11 protein-coding genes and 1 tRNA gene are annotated in these 14,089 nt (G+C 68.1%); 5 read left to right on the top strand and 7 right to left on the bottom strand.

Annotated elements, in window-relative coordinates; genetic code table 11:
- The gene (locus tag OG828_RS36535; protein WP_328366480.1) at positions 1 to 849 is read left to right on the top strand and encodes an ABC transporter ATP-binding protein; all 849 of its coding nucleotides are present in this window, start codon (positions 1 to 3) and stop codon (positions 847 to 849) included.
- Positions 846 to 1,562, top strand: a complete 717-nt coding sequence (locus tag OG828_RS36530) for an ABC transporter ATP-binding protein (protein ID WP_210575980.1) — start codon at positions 846 to 848, stop codon at positions 1,560 to 1,562. The genes OG828_RS36535 and OG828_RS36530 overlap by 4 nt, the downstream gene beginning before the upstream one ends.
- A 76-nt stretch (positions 1,563 to 1,638) precedes the next feature.
- Here OG828_RS36530 and OG828_RS36525 read toward each other — a convergent pair whose 3' ends face one another.
- Complete coding sequence (locus OG828_RS36525; RefSeq protein ID WP_328366475.1) at positions 1,639 to 2,298, bottom strand: ANTAR domain-containing response regulator; 660 nt, start codon at positions 2,296 to 2,298, stop codon at positions 1,639 to 1,641.
- 100 nt (positions 2,299 to 2,398) lie between these two features.
- Between OG828_RS36525 and OG828_RS36520 the strand changes: the two genes are divergently transcribed.
- Together OG828_RS36520 and OG828_RS36515 are read left to right on the top strand one after the other, a co-directional pair.
- A tRNA-Leu gene (locus OG828_RS36520) sits at positions 2,399 to 2,473 on the top strand.
- A 106-nt stretch (positions 2,474 to 2,579) separates the two neighbouring features.
- A complete protein-coding gene (locus OG828_RS36515; RefSeq protein WP_328503574.1) occupies positions 2,580 to 3,326 on the top strand; it encodes a helix-turn-helix domain-containing protein in 747 nt (248 codons plus the stop codon).
- Between the two features lie 8 nt (positions 3,327 to 3,334).
- Here the strand turns inward: OG828_RS36515 and pyk are convergent, their stop codons facing one another.
- Both pyk and OG828_RS36505 read right to left on the bottom strand, forming a co-directional pair.
- Positions 3,335 to 4,765 carry a pyruvate kinase gene (pyk, locus tag OG828_RS36510; protein WP_328503573.1) on the bottom strand — a complete coding sequence of 477 codons (1,431 nt, stop codon included), beginning with the start codon at positions 4,763 to 4,765 and terminating at the stop codon, positions 3,335 to 3,337.
- Between the two features lie 139 nt (positions 4,766 to 4,904).
- Positions 4,905 to 5,615 carry an SIMPL domain-containing protein gene (locus OG828_RS36505; protein ID WP_328503572.1) on the bottom strand — a complete coding sequence of 237 codons (711 nt, stop codon included), beginning with the start codon at positions 5,613 to 5,615 and terminating at the stop codon, positions 4,905 to 4,907.
- Positions 5,616 to 5,794: 179 nt separating this feature from the next.
- Between OG828_RS36505 and OG828_RS36500 the strand changes: the two genes are divergently transcribed.
- The gene (locus tag OG828_RS36500; RefSeq protein WP_328503571.1) at positions 5,795 to 7,600 is read left to right on the top strand and encodes a bifunctional metallophosphatase/5'-nucleotidase; all 1,806 of its coding nucleotides are present in this window, start codon (positions 5,795 to 5,797) and stop codon (positions 7,598 to 7,600) included.
- A 70-nt stretch (positions 7,601 to 7,670) separates the two neighbouring features.
- Here OG828_RS36500 and OG828_RS36495 read toward each other — a convergent pair whose 3' ends face one another.
- The 4 genes from OG828_RS36495 to OG828_RS36480 all read right to left on the bottom strand — a co-directional run bounded on the left by OG828_RS36495 (position 7,671) and on the right by OG828_RS36480 (position 13,969).
- A complete protein-coding gene (locus OG828_RS36495) occupies positions 7,671 to 9,083 on the bottom strand; it encodes a lysine N(6)-hydroxylase/L-ornithine N(5)-oxygenase family protein (protein WP_328503570.1) in 1,413 nt (470 codons plus the stop codon).
- Positions 9,080 to 10,453 carry a pyridoxal phosphate-dependent decarboxylase family protein gene (locus OG828_RS36490; protein WP_443062526.1) on the bottom strand — a complete coding sequence of 458 codons (1,374 nt, stop codon included), beginning with the start codon at positions 10,451 to 10,453 and terminating at the stop codon, positions 9,080 to 9,082. The genes OG828_RS36495 and OG828_RS36490 overlap by 4 nt, the downstream gene beginning before the upstream one ends.
- Positions 10,454 to 10,852: 399 nt before the next feature.
- Positions 10,853 to 13,378 (bottom strand): aminopeptidase N, encoded by a 2,526-nt coding sequence (gene pepN / locus OG828_RS36485; protein WP_328503569.1) that lies wholly within the window; start codon positions 13,376 to 13,378, stop codon positions 10,853 to 10,855.
- A 57-nt stretch (positions 13,379 to 13,435) separates the two neighbouring features.
- Positions 13,436 to 13,969: a response regulator gene (locus OG828_RS36480; RefSeq protein ID WP_328366456.1), complete on the bottom strand. Its 534-nt coding sequence runs from the start codon at positions 13,967 to 13,969 to the stop codon at positions 13,436 to 13,438.
- Positions 13,970 to 14,089: the final 120 nt, after the last annotated feature.

Here is a 14,089-nt window from a genome sequence, read left to right as displayed (position 1 = left end):
ATGACTACACCCGTACTCGAAGCCCGCGGCGTCACCATGCGCTTCGGCGGCCTCACCGCCGTCCGCTCCGTCGACTTCACCGTCAACGCAGGCGAAATCGTCGGCCTCATCGGCCCCAACGGCGCCGGCAAGACAACCTTCTTCAACTGCCTGACCGGCCTGTACATCCCGACCGAAGGCACCGTCTCCTACAAGGGCACCGTCCTGCCGCCCAAGCCACACCTGGTGACACAGGCCGGCATCGCCCGCACCTTCCAGAACATCCGCCTCTTCGCCAACATGACGGTCCTCGAGAACGTCCTCGTCGGCCGCCACACGCGGACAAAGGAAGGCCTGTGGTCCGCACTGCTGCGCGGCCCCGGGTTCAAGAAGGCGGAAAAGGCCAGCGAGGAACGGGCCATGGAACTCCTCGAGTTCATCGGCCTCGCCCACAAGCGCGACCACCTCGCACGCAACCTCCCCTACGGCGAACAGCGCAAGCTGGAGATCGCGCGGGCAATGGCGTCCGAGCCGGGCCTGCTCCTGCTGGACGAGCCCACCGCCGGCATGAACCCCCAGGAGACGCGAGCCACCGAGGAACTGGTCTTCGCCATCCGCGACATGGGCATCGCCGTCCTCCTCATCGAGCACGACATGCGCTTCGTCTTCAACCTGAGCGACCGAGTCGCCGTCCTCGTCCAGGGCGAAAAACTCGTCGAAGGCACATCGGAGGTCGTCCAGGCGGACGAGCGAGTCATCGCCGCCTACCTCGGCGAACCCTTCGAAGGAGCCCCCGGCGAGGCGGAAGCCGCCGAGGTCGCGGCCGCCGAAGCGCAGAGCAGCACCAGCACCAAGGGAGAAGCCCAGTGACCGCACTCCTCGAAGTCGAGGACCTCCGGGTCTCCTACGGCAAGATCGAAGCCGTCAAAGGCATCTCCTTCAGCGTCGAAGCCGGCGAAGTCGTCACCCTCATCGGCACCAACGGCGCCGGCAAGACGACCACCCTGCGCACCCTCTCGGGCCTCCTGAAGCCGACCGGCGGAAAGATCCTGTTCGACGGCAAACCCCTCACCGGCGTCGCCGCCCACAAGATCGTCTCCCTCGGCCTCGCCCACTCCCCCGAAGGCCGACGCATCTTCCCCCGCCTCACCATCTTCGAAAACCTCCAACTCGGCGCGTTCCTCAGGAACGACAAGGAGGGCATCGAAAAGGACATCCAACGGGCCTACGAGCTGTTCCCCATCCTCGGCGAACGCCGAAACCAGGCAGCAGGCACCCTGTCCGGCGGCGAACAGCAAATGCTCGCCATGGGCCGCGCCCTCATGTCCCAGCCGAAGCTGCTCATGCTCGACGAACCCTCCATGGGCCTCTCGCCGATCATGATGCAGAAGATCATGGCGACGATCGTCGAACTCAAATCCCAGGGCACGACGATCCTCCTCGTCGAACAGAACGCCCAGGCCGCGCTGTCCCTGGCCGACCACGGACACGTCATGGAAGTCGGCAACATCGTGCTGTCGGGCAGCGGGCAGGACCTGCTGCACGACGAATCGGTACGCAAGGCATACCTCGGCGAAGACTGAGATCCATTCGCCGATACGACGAGGCCCGCGCCCCCATCCGGGAGCGCGGGCCTCGTGCATGCTGGCGGGGCCGGCCTCAGCCCTTGCTGTTGCCCTTCTTCTCCTCGGCGTCCTGAATGACCGCCTCGGCAACCTGCTGCATCGACATCCGGCGATCCATCGACGTCTTCTGAATCCACCGGAACGCCGCCGGCTCGGTCAGCCCGTACTCCGTCTGAAGGATCGACTTCGCCCGGTCGACCAGCTTCCGAGTCTCCAGCCGCAGGGAGAGGTCCGCGACCTCCTTCTCCAGCTCCTTCAGTTCCGTGAACCGGGAGACGGCCATCTCGATCGCCGGAACGACGTCGCTCTTGCTGAACGGCTTCACGAGGTACGCCATGGCACCGGCGTCCCGGGCCCGCTCGACGAGATCACGCTGCGAGAAGGCGGTCAGCATGAGGACGGGAGCGATGCGCTCCTCGGCGATCTTCTCGGCAGCGGAGATCCCGTCGAGCTTGGGCATCTTCACATCGAGGATCACGAGGTCGGGCTTGTGCTCGCGGGCAAGCTCCACGGCCTGTTCCCCGTCACCGGCTTCACCGACGACGGAGTAACCCTCCTCCTCCAGCATCTCTTTAAGATCGAGCCGGATCAGTGCCTCGTCCTCGGCAATGACGACACGGGTCGTCAGCGGAGGCACGTGCGACTTGTCGTCGTCGGGCGCGTCTACGGGCTGGGGCGACTCGGGGGCGGTCACGGGGGCTCCTCGTTCGGGGCAGGGGTGCTGCTGACAAGAGACTACCTAGCTGCGGTAAGGTGGGTGCGCGGAGGGTCAAGGGAAACCTTGGATTCTGCGAGCCCCGGTAGCCCAATTGGCAGCAGGCAATGGATTCAAAACCCATACAGTGTCGGTTCGAGTCCGACCCGGGGCACTTTTCCTTCGATTCCAAGGTCGGCACCTAGAAGCGGATGTCCACGTTCTCGTGAACATCCGCTTTTTGCTGCGTGTCGTAGCGATCACCCTCCCAGAGTGTCCGCATGTACGACATCAGCACACGCAAGCGGGCGCTCACGCTGGTTGCACATGGCCGCAGCCTGAACTCGGTGAGCCGGGAGACGGGCATCTCACGTGCCGCGATCCGTTCCTGGCAGGTCCGACTTGAACCCCTGCCACGTATGGCCGCTCCGCCGCCGGGGCCGCCGACCGACGAAGTCTCGTACTCCTACCTGCTGGGCCTCTATCTCGGCGACGGCTGTATCAGCGCCCACCCCCGCGGCACGGGCCACTACCTCCGCATCGCGTGCGCAGACGCATGGCCAGGGCTGATCGACGCCTGTGAGGCCGCTATGCGTTCGGTCAACCCGGCGCGCAACGCATACCGAGTGCAGGCACAAGGCTACGTATCAGTGGTTGGCTACTACGCGCATTGGCCCTGCCTCTTCCCCCAGCACGGCCCTGGCAAGAAGCACGAACGCAGGATCGCTCTGGAACCCTGGCAGCAGGCCATCGTCGAGGCTCACCCTTATGAGTTCATCCGCGGCCTCATCCACTCGGACGGCTGCCGGATCACGAACTGGGCCACCCGTCTCGTAGGCGGCGAGCGGAAGCGCTACGAATACCCCCGGTACTTCTTCACCAACCTGTCGGGCGACATCATCGGGCTCTTCACTGCGGCGCTCGACCGCGTCGGCGTCGAGTGGCGACAGGCCAACGCTCGCAACATCTCCATCGCCCGCAAAGCCTCCGTAGCCCTGATGGACACCCACGTGGGCCCGAAGCACTGACAGCCCACCTACTTGTCGTCCTCCCCGATGTGATGCACCCGGACCAGGTTCGTCGACCCCGAGACGCCGGGCGGCGAACCCGCCGTGATGACCACGACGTCGCCCTGCTGGCAGCGGCCGTACTTCAGGAGCAGTTCGTCCACCTGGTCGACCATCGCGTCAGTGGAGTCGACGTGCGGGCCGAGGAACGTCTCCACGCCCCACGTCAGGTTCAGCTGGGATCGCGTGGCCGGTTCGGGTGTGAAGGCGAGGAGGGGGATCGGGGAGCGGTAGCGGGACAGGCGGCGGGCTGTGTCGCCGGACTGGGTGAAGGCGACCAGGAACTTCGCGCCCAGGAAGTCGCCCATTTCCGCGGCCGCACGAGCCACCGCACCGCCCTGCGTGCGGGGCTTGTTGCGTTCGGTCAGTGGCGGGAGGCCCTTCGCGAGGATGTCCTCCTCGGCCGCTTCGACGATCTTCGCCATCGTCTTGACGACCCCGATGGGGTACTTGCCGACGCTCGTCTCGCCGGACAGCATCACCGCGTCCGTGCCGTCGATGACCGCGTTGGCGACGTCGCTCGCTTCGGCGCGGGTCGGCCGGGAGTTGTCGATCATGGAGTCCAGCATCTGGGTCGCGACGATGACCGGCTTGGCGTTCCTCTTCGCGAGCTTGATCGCGCGCTTCTGGACGATGGGGACCTGTTCCAGCGGCATTTCGACGCCGAGGTCTCCGCGGGCGACCATGATGCCGTCGAAGGCGGCAACGATGTCCTCGATCGCCTCGACAGCCTGCGGTTTTTCGACCTTGGCGATCACCGGGAGGCGGCGGCCCTCCTCGTCCATGATCCTGTGCACGTCGTCGATGTCGCGTCCGCTGCGGACGAAGGAGAGGGCGATGACGTCGAAGCCCATGCGCAGGGCCCAGCGGAGGTCGGCTTCGTCCTTGTCGGAGAGGGCGGGGACGGACACTGCGACGCCGGGGAGGTTGAGGCCTTTGTTGTCGGAGACCATGCCGCCTTCGACGACGGTGGTGTGGACGCGGGGGCCGTCGACCTGGGTGACTTCGAGGCAGACTTTGCCGTCGTCCACGAGGATGCGCTCGCCGGCGGTGACGTCGGCTGCCAGGCCGGAGTACGTGGTGCCGCACTGCGCGCGGTCGCCCTGCGCGTCTTCTTCGACGGTGATGGTGAAGGTGTCGCCGCGTTCAAGGAGTACGGGGCCTTCGGTGAAGCGGCCGAGTCGGATCTTCGGGCCTTGAAGGTCGGCGAGGATGCCGACGCTGCGGCCGGTCTCGTCGGAGGCCTTGCGGACGTGCTGGTAGCGCTCCTCGTGTTCGGCGTAGCTGCCGTGGCTGAGGTTGAATCGGGCGACGTCCATTCCGGCTTCGACCAGTGCCTTGATCTGGTCGTATGAGTCGGTGGCGGGGCCCAGGGTGCAGACGATCTTTACTCGGCGCATGGTTTGAGCCTAGGGCTTACCGGTGGGTAGAGAATTGGTCCCGCATGACTACTCAACAACCTTTACGTGAAGGGCTATTGACAAGTGTTGAATTGTGCGGCTGGGTGCTCCGATGAGCATTTCGCAGGCTGTCGCGTATTCACAGGCGGGGCGGTGCCATCGTAAAGCGGGCGTTGACCTGGGCGTAGACGCGTTGGCGTTGGGGTTCGAGGTCGAGGGAGGCGGCGGCGTCTTCGGCGGCGAAGGCCGCGGAGCGCATGCGGGCGTTGCCGGCGACTGCGTACGGCTCGTGGTTCTCGGCGCCGATGTCGGCCAGTTCCACCAGTGCCGCGAGTGAGGTACCGAGTGCTTCGGCGTACTCCCTCGCCCGCTGGACGGCTTCCTTCACGGCCTGCTGGCGGGCTTGGCGGTGGGCGGGTGAGTCGGGGCGGAGGGCCCATGCGGGGCCGTCGACGCGGGTGAGTTCTTGGTCGGCGAGGCGGGTGGTGAGTTCGCCGAGGGCGGTGAAATCGGTGAGTTCGGCGGTGATGTGGACGCGGCCGTGGTAGGCGTGGATGCGTTCGCCGCGGCCGTGTTTGGTGAGTTCGGGGGTGATGGAGAAGGCGCCGGTTTCGAGGCGTTCGACTGCGTCGCCGTAGGTTTTGATGAGGTCGAGGGTGGTGGTGTTGCGGCGGGTGAGGTCGTCGAGGGCGGTGCGGCGGTCTTTGCCGCGGGTGGCGACGGTGACGACGATGCGGGCGATTTCGGGGTCGACTTCGAGGCGGGCTTCGCCGCGGACGGCGATGCGGGGGGCTTCGGGGGTGCCGTAGGGGACGGCGGGGTGGGGGTCGTCTGGGGGTGGTGTGGTCATACGCCCCACTCTGTCACGCCTTACTCGCTTACGGAGTGGGCGAGTTGGTGGGGTGGGTCATCAGATCGAAACCTGTAGGGCCTGTTGCTGCTGGGCATGTCCGGGTCAGAATCTACGCGCGTTGTCGACCGTGTTCGGTCTACGCGCGTCATTGACCGTGGCCCGAGGAGTGTCCAGAGATGCCGTTGAACCGCCGGAAGTTCCTGCAGAAGTCCGCCGTGACCGGGGCGGGGGTGGCGATCGCCGGTGCTGCGGCGGCTCCGGCGGCGGAGGCCGCGGAGGCGAAGAGGGGGCGGAAGCCGGTGAAGCGGTACGCGTTCACGGTGATGGGCACGACGGATCTGCACGGGCACATCTTCAACTGGGACTATTTCAAGAACGCGGAGTACACGGACGCCAAGGGCAATGCGCAGGGTCTGGCGCGGGTTTCGACGTTGGTGAATCAGGTCCGGGAGGAGAAGGGCCGCCGCAATACGCTGTTGCTGGACGCGGGTGACACGATCCAGGGCACTCCGCTGACGTATTACTACGCGAAGGTGGATCCGATCACCGCCGAGGGCGGGCCGGTTCATCCGATGGCCGCGGCGATGAACGCGATCGGGTATGACGCGGTGGCGCTGGGCAATCACGAGTTCAATTACGGCATCGAGACGCTGCGGAAGTTCGAGGAGCAGTGTGATTTCCCGCTGCTGGGTGCGAACGCGCTGGACGCGAAGACGCTCAGGCCCGCTTTCCCGCCGTATTTCATGAAGACGTTCCGGGTGCCGGGCGCCCCGCCGGTGAAGGTGGCCGTGCTGGGGCTGACCAATCCGGGAATCGCGATCTGGGACAAGGCGTATGTCGAGGGGAAGCTGACGTTCCCGGGTCTGGAGGAGCAGGCGGCGAAGTGGGTGCCGAGGCTGCGGTCGATGGGCGCGGATGTGGTGGTGGTGTCGGCGCACTCGGGTTCGTCGGGGACGTCGTCGTACGGTGATCAGCTGCCGTACATCGAGAACTCGTCGGCGCTGGTGGCTCAGCAGGTGCCGGGCATCGACGCGATCCTGGTGGGTCATGCGCACACGGAGATCGCTGAGCTGCTGGTCACGAATGAGAAGACCGGCAAGACCGTGGTGTTGTCGGAGCCGTTGTGCTTTGCGGAGCGGTTGTCGCTGTTCGACTTCGAGTTGGTCTTCGAGAAGGGCCGCTGGCGGGTCGAGTCGGTGAAGGCGACGGTGCGCGATGCGAAGACGGTCGCCGATGACCCGAGGATCACGAAGCTGCTGAAGGACGATCACGACATCGTGGTCGAGTACGTCAACCAGGTCGTCGGCACGGCCACGGCGACGTTGACGACGGTGGACGCGCGGTACAAGGACGCCCCGATCATCGATCTGATCACGAAGGTGCAGGAGGACGTGGTCAGGGCGGCGCTGGCGGGTTCGGAGTACGCCTCGCTGCCGGTGATCGCGCAGGCGTCGCCGTTCTCGCGGACGTCGGAGATTCCGGCGGGGGATGTGACGATCCGGGATCTGTCGAGTCTGTATGTGTACGACAACACGCTGGTCGCGAAGTTGATGACGGGTGCGCAGCTCAAGGCGTATCTGGAGTATTCGGCGGAGTATTTCGTGCAGACGGCGCCGGATGCGGCGGTCGATGTGGAGAAGCTGACGAACGCGGGCGGCCGTCCGGATTACAACTACGACTACGTGTCGGGGCTGTCGTACGAGATCGACATCGCGCAGGCGGCGGGTTCGCGGATCAAGAATCTGACGTACGACGGCGCCGCGCTGGATGAGGCTCAGAAGTTCGTGTTCGCGGTGAACAACTACCGGGCGAATGGCGGGGGTGCGTTCCCGCATGTGGCGTCGGCGCAGGAGGTGTGGGCGGAGTCGACGGAGATCCGTACGCGGATCGCGGAGTGGGTGACGGCGAAGGGTGTGCTGGATCCGAAGGACTTCGCGTCGGTGGACTGGAAGTTGACGCGGGGCGGTACGCCCGTGTTCTAGGGCGCGGGGTTGCGGGTCAACGGCGTCGGGGCGTTCGCGCTCCGGCGCCGTTGTCGTTGTCGTTGTCGTGTCAGCGTCCGTCGAGGAGGGGGGTGAGGGGTCGGCGGGCGGGTGGGATAAGGGGTTGGGGTTCGAGGCCGAAGGTGGTGAAGGCGGTGCGGCGTGGGAGGGGGTATGTCTCCTTGCCGGTGAGCGAGTTGAGGATGGTGGCGCTGCGCCAGGCGGCGAGGCCGAGGTCGGGGGTGCCTACGCCGTGGGTGTGGTGTTCGGCGTTCTGGACGTAGACGTGGCAGCCGGAGGTGGTGACGGCGGGGTCGAGGACGAGGCGGAAGTGTTCGTCGATGCGGGGGCGTTCGCGGCTGTCGCGGCGCAGGTAGGGGTCGAGGCCGGCGAGGAGGCGGTCGAGGGGGCGTTCGCGGTAGCCGGTGGCGAGGACGACGGCGTCGGTGGTGAGGCGGGAGCGGGTGTTCTGCTGGGTGTGTTCGAGGTGGAGTTCGACTTTGGTGGTGGCGACGCGTCCTGCGGTGCGGACGTGGACGCCGGGGGTGAGGACGGCGTCGGGCCAGCCGCCGTGCAGGGTGCGGCGGTAGAGCTCGTCGTGGATGGCGGCGATGGTGTCGGTGTCGATGCCTTTGTGGAGCTGCCATTGGGAGGTGACGAGGCGGTCGCGGACGGGTTCGGCGAGGGAGTGGAAGTAGCGGGTGTAGTCGGGGGTGAAGTGTTCGAGGCCGAGCTTGGAGTACTCCATGGGGGCGAAGGCTTCGGTGCGGCCGAGCCAGTGGAGTCGTTCGCGGCCGGCGGGGCGGTGGCGCAGCAGGTCGAGGAAGATTTCGGCGCCGGACTGTCCTGAGCCGATGACGGTGACGTGTTCGGCGGCGAGCAGGGTGTCGCGGTGGTCGGTGTAGTCGGCGGCGTGGATGACGGGGACGGCGGGTGCGTCGACGAGGGGTTTGAGTGGTTCGGGGATGTGGGGTTCGGTGCCGATGCCGAGGACGATGTTGCGTGTGTAGGTGCGGCCGAGGGCGTCGGCTTCGCCGTCGGTGTCGAGTTTGGTGAAGTCGACTTCGAAGACGTCGCGTTCGGGGTTGAAGCGGACGGCGTCGACTTGGTGGCCGAAGTGGAGTGCGGGGAGGTTTTCGGCGACCCAGCGGCAGTAGGCGTCGTATTCGGCGCGCTGGATGTGGAAGCGCTCGGCGAAGTAGAAGGGGAAGAGCCTGTCGCGGGCCTTGAGGTAGTTGAGGAAGGTCCAGGGGCTGGCGGGGTCGGCGAGGGTCACCAGGTCGGCGAGGAAGGGGACTTGGATGGTGGCGCCGTCGATGAGCAGGCCGGGGTGCCAGGCGAAGGTGGGGCGTTGGTCGTAGAAGACGGTGTCGAGTTCGGCGAGGGGGTGGGTGAGGGCGGCGAGGGAGAGGTTGAAGGGGCCGATGCCGACGCCGACGAGGTCGCGGGTGGTGTCGGGCTCGTGGCGTGGGGGGTGGGTCATCGGGGGGTGGTTCCTTCCACGAGTTTCAGGAGCCCGGCGAGGTCGCCTGGCCGGGTGGCGGGGTTGAGGAGCGTTGCTTTGAACCACAGCCGGCCGTCGAGGCGTGCTCGGCCGAGGACGGCGCGGCCGTCGGTGAGGAGTTGTCGGCGTACGGCGGCGACGGCGGCGTCGGTGGCTGTGGTGGGCCGGAACAGGACGGTGCTGAGGGTGGGTGTGTCGTAGAGCTCGTAGCCGGGGTGTTCCTGGACGAGTGCGGCGAATTCGCGGGCACGGTCGCAGATGTGATCGATGAGTGTGCCGAGTCCGGTGCGGCCGAGGGTTTTGAGGGTGACGGCGATTTTGAGGGCGTCGGGGCGGCGGGTGGTGCGCAGGGAGCGGCCGAGCAGGTCGGGGAGGCCGGCTTCGGTGTCGTCGTCGGCGTTGAGGTAGTCGGCGTGGTGGTGCAGGGCTGCGAGGTCGCGGGTGTTCTTGACGGCGAGGACTCCGGCGGGGACCGGTTGCCAGCCGAGTTTGTGCAGGTCGAGGGTGACGGTGTCGGCGGCTGCCAGTCCGGTGAGCTTGGCGCGGTGGCGTTGGCTGAACAGGAGGGGGCCGCCGTACGCCGCGTCGATGTGGAGTCGTGCGCCGTGGGTTCGGCAGAGTGCGGCGATGTCGGGGAGGGGGTCGATGAGTCCGGCGTCGGTGGTGCCCGCGGTGGCTGCTACGAGGATCGGGCCGGGGAGTGCGGTGAGGGCTTGGTCGAGGGCGGCGGGATCGAGGGTGCCGGCGGGCGCGGGTACGACGACGGGGGCGGGCAGGCCGAGCAGCCAGGCGGCGCGGGGCAGCGTGTGGTGCGCGTTGGCACCGACGACCAGCCGCACGCTCGGGCCGTGTGCTTCGCGGGCGAGGAGGAGGGCGAGTTGGTTGGATTCGGTGCCGCCGGTGGTGATGAGGGCGTCGGGGTGGTGCTGTGCGGTGTCGGCTGCGGGCCGGTGGGGGCCGTTCGCGCAGTTCCTCGCGTCCGGGTAGACCTCGTTCGCGAGTGCTCGTGTCACCAGTTCCTCCAGCTCCGACGCGGCTGGTGCCTGGTCCCACGAGTCCATCGACGGATTCAGGGCGGACACGGCGAGGTCGGCGGCGGTGGCGACGGCGAGGGGTGGGCAGTGGAGGTGGGCCGCGCACAGGGGGTGCGCGGGGTCGGCGGCTCCTTCGGCGACGGCTTGCACGAGGACGCGCAGGGCGTCCGGGTCGCCCTCGTCGGGCAGTACGTCGCCCACCGCGTCCCGCACGCGCGCTGCGACCGCGTCCGGGCCTCCCGCGGGCAGCGGGCCGCCTCGGGCCCGCTCGCCGGCGTGGAGCGCGTCGAGGACGGTGTCGAGCAGCGGCCGCAGGGCGTGGCGGCCCTCGGGTCCTGAGGCGAGGCGGCTCCGAGGAAGTGAGAGTGCGTTCCCGCGTCGTTCGGTGCGTGCTCTCGGCGTGCCGGGCGAAGGCTCTCGATGGGGGTCCCCCCGCTCGAGCGAAGCCGAGAGTGGGGGAGGAGCTACTTGAGCCTTTGACTGGTGCGGCGAGAGTGCGTGCCGGGCGGCGTGGGGGCGTGCTGGCACTTCCTCGGAGCCGCCTTGGGGCAGCAGCGTGCTCATGGGTGTCCTCCGGGCGCCGGGCAGAGGGGGTTCCAGCTTGTACGCGGTTGCGTGGTGGCGCCCGAAAAGCCCAACGATCGGAACCCGAATGGGGGTACTTCCGTGCGGGGAAAACGTGTTGGGGGTGTCGGAGTTGCGAGGTCCGGGTTCCTATGCCTCCCGGACGCGCAAGGCCCGTGCGAGGTCGTCGAGCTGGTCGACCAGTTTGCGGCGCAGGGCGGGGATGGGGTCGCCGTCGCGCAGGCAGGTCTCGCCCAGACGCAGGGTGTCGGGGTCGACGGCGTGGACGGGGAAGGCCCAGCGGCCGGCGGCTTCTGCGATGGCGGGGCCGCGGCGGGCGGCCACGGCGACGGCGTCCGCGTAGTAGCGCGGCACGTACTCCCGTACGAGGTCGGCCTGTTCGGGCTGCCAGAAGCCCTGGGCGGTTGCCGTGAAGAGGTAGTTGGAGAGGTCGTCGGTGGCGAACATCGCCTCCCAGGCCGTGCGCTTGGCGTCCGGGTCGGGCAGGGCGGCCCGGCAGCGGGCGGCGCCTTCCTGGCCGGTGGCGCTGGGGTCGCGGTCCAGTTCGGCGGCGATGGCCGACTCGTCGGTGGCGCCGAGGACGGCGAGGCGGGCCAGGACGCGCCAGCGCAGCTCGGGGTCGAGTTCCGGGCCGCCGGGCACGGTGCCGTCGGCGAGCCAGGCGGCGATGGTGTCGGGCTGGGCGGCGACGTCGATGAAGTGGCGTACGGCGATCAGGCGCAGGCCGGGGTGGTCGCCGTCCTCGGTGCGGCGCATCAGGTCGCGGCAGAGGTCGGAGAGGGTGGTCAGCGCGGCGGGCCGCTGCTCGGGGGTGAGGTAGCGGTCGGCGATCTGTCCGGCGGCGAAGGCGAGGACGCCCTGGACGATGGCGAGGTCGGTTTCGTGCGGGAGGTGGGCGCGGGCCGCTTCGAGGTAGGCGGTGGCGGGCATCGCGGGTTCGGCGGTCGTCCCCGGATGGGCACTGACGCCGTCGCGTACGGCGTCCCTGAGGGCGTTCCAGACGACGGCTCGGGTGAGGGGGTCGGGCAGGCCGGACAGGCCGGCGTGCACGGCCCGGAAGGAGTCGGTGTCGAAGCGGACCTTGGCGTAGCTGAGGTCGCCGTCGTTGAGCAGGAGCAGTGCGGGGCGTTTGCCGATGGGCCGGGTGTCGGTCTGCGGGATGTCGAGGTCGAGGCGTTCGCGCAGGGTGAGGCGGCCTTCGTCGGTGAGGTCGAGGTCGTAGAGGCCGACGGCGATGTGGTGGGGGCGGCTACCGGCATGGTCGACGGTGAGGGTGCAGGTGCCGTCGTCGCCGGGGGTGATGTGGGGGGTGAGGGTGTCGACGCCGGTGGTGCGCAGCCAGGCGTCGGCCCAGGCGTGGACGTCGCGGTCGGTGGCGGCGGCGAGGGAGTCGATGAAGTCGGCGAGGGCGGCGTTGGCGAACTTGTGGCGGGCGAAGTGGGTGTTGATGCCGGCGAGGAAGTCCTTCTCACCGAGCCAGGCGACGAGTTGCCGTAGTGCGGAGGCGCCCTTGGCGTAGGAGATGCCGTCGAAGTTGAGGAGGGCGGAGGCGGTGTCGTCGACGGCTTCGGGGGCGACGGGGTGGGTGGAGGGGCGCTGGTCGGCGTCGTAGCCCCAGGCCTTGCGGTTGACGCCGAACTCGACCCAGGTGTCAGTGAATCGGGTTGCTTCGATGAGGGTCTGGTAGCCCATGTACTCGGCGAAGGACTCGTTCAGCCAGATGTCGTCCCACCAGCGGAGGGTGACGAGGTCGCCGAACCACATGTGGGCCATCTCGTGGGCGATGACCATGGCGCGGGTCTGCCGCTCGGTGTCGGTGACGGCGGAGCGGTAGACGAACTCGTCACGGAAGGTGACCAGTCCGGGGTTCTCCATGGCGCCGGCGTTGAACTCGGGGACGAACGCCTGGTCGTAGGAGTCGAAGGGGTAGGGCTCTTCGAACTTCTCGTGGTAGCGGTCGTAGCACGCGCGCGTGACCTCGAGGAGTTCCTCGGCGTCGGTGTCGAGGTGAGGGGCGAGGGAGCGGCGGCAGTGCAGGCCGAAGGGCAGGCCGCGGTGTTCGGTGCGCACGGAGTGCCAGGGGCCGGCGGCGACGGCGACGAGATAGGTGGAGATCAGCGGGGTGGGAGCCGCCTTCCACAGGCCGTCGCCCTGGTGCTCGGTGATGCCGTTGGCGAGGACGGTCCAGCCTTCGGGGGCCTTGATCGACAGTTCGAAGACGGCCTTGAGGTCGGGCTGGTCGAAGGCGGCGAAGACGCGCTGGACGTCGTCCATGAACAGCTGGGTGTAGACGTAGGTCTCGCCGTCGGTGGGGTCGGTGAAGCGGTGCATGCCCTCGCCGGTGCGCGAGTAGCGCATGCCGGCGTCGATGTGCAGTACGTGCTCGCCCGGAGTGAGGTCCTTGAGGGGCAGCCGGTTCTCGTCCAGGGTGTCCAGGTCTAGGTGGCGTCCGTCCAGGCGGGCATTGCGCAGCTCGGCGGGCTTGAGCTCGACGAAGGTGTCCGAGGCCTCGAGATCGCTCCGTACCGTGAAGTGGATGACGGTGACGGAGTCGAAGAGCTCCTCGCCTCGCGTCAGATCGAGTTCGATCTGGTAGCGGTGGACGTCGAGAAGCCGGGCACGGGTCTGCGCTTCGTCGCGCGTGAGTACGGACATGCAGGCCATGCTGCCTGATGCCACTGACAACGCACAGGCTCGGATCGGTAACGCGACCTATGTCCGGTCCTGTTCGAGTTTTCCGGTTTGGGTGCCCGAGGGCCGCTGGTTCGGTACGCGGGCGTCGGGGTGGGGCAGCGCGGGCCGCGGGGGGTGGTCCTGGACGAGGGCGCGCAGTGCGCGGACCTCGCGTTCGAGAGCGAGGTGGCGCTGGTGGGCGTCGTACAGGTAGCGGACCTTGGTGCGCAGGGCCCAGGGGTCGATGGGCTTCATGACGAGGTCGGCGACGCCGAGGCCGAAGGCGGTGGAGGTCAGTTCGTGGTCGGCGCCGTAGCCGGTGAGCAGGATGACGGGGATGTACTGGGTCTGTTCCACGCGCCGCATGTAGCGGACCACGTCGAGGCCGCCGACGCCGGGCATGCGCACATCGAGCAGAAGAAGGCCGACCCGGCCGCGGAGCACCTGCTTGAGTGCCTCGTCACCGCTGGTGGCGCGGGCCAGCAGATAGCCCAGCGGCGCCAGGGCGCTCTCCAGTGCGTAGAGCGTGTCCTTGTGATCGTCGACGATGAGGATCTTGGATTCCGACGGCATGGCCCGGCGTCCCTCCCGCGTGGACAACCAGCTTATGTCCGGGCGCTGACGGGGCGTGCTCGTCAGCTGACAAGGAGTGCACAGCGCAGCATGCCGCGCGCGGGCGCGCATGTCACGCCC

Origin of the sequence: Streptomyces sp. NBC_00457, from assembly GCF_036014015.1 — a bacterium.
Lineage (GTDB): Bacteria > Actinomycetota > Actinomycetes > Streptomycetales > Streptomycetaceae > Streptomyces.
This window is presented reverse-complemented; position numbering and strand designations above follow the sequence as displayed.

Bases quoted from the DNA above. Each gene is read 5' to 3' on its own strand.
- OG828_RS36535 (WP_328366480.1), top strand. From the start codon at position 1: ATGACTACACCCGTACTCGAAGCCCGCGGCGTCACCATGCGCTTCGGC.
- OG828_RS36515 (WP_328503574.1), top strand. From the start codon at position 2,580: ATGTACGACATCAGCACACGCAAGCGGGCGCTCACGCTGGTTGCACAT.
- pyk (WP_328503573.1), bottom strand. From the start codon at position 4,765: ATGCGCCGAGTAAAGATCGTCTGCACCCTGGGCCCCGCCACCGACTCA.
- OG828_RS36505 (WP_328503572.1), bottom strand. From the start codon at position 5,615: ATGACCACACCACCCCCAGACGACCCCCACCCCGCCGTCCCCTACGGC.
- OG828_RS36500 (WP_328503571.1), top strand. From the start codon at position 5,795: ATGCCGTTGAACCGCCGGAAGTTCCTGCAGAAGTCCGCCGTGACCGGG.
- OG828_RS36495 (WP_328503570.1), bottom strand. From the start codon at position 9,083: ATGACCCACCCCCCACGCCACGAGCCCGACACCACCCGCGACCTCGTC.
- pepN (WP_328503569.1), bottom strand. From the start codon at position 13,378: ATGTCCGTACTCACGCGCGACGAAGCGCAGACCCGTGCCCGGCTTCTC.
- OG828_RS36480 (WP_328366456.1), bottom strand. From the start codon at position 13,969: ATGCCGTCGGAATCCAAGATCCTCATCGTCGACGATCACAAGGACACG.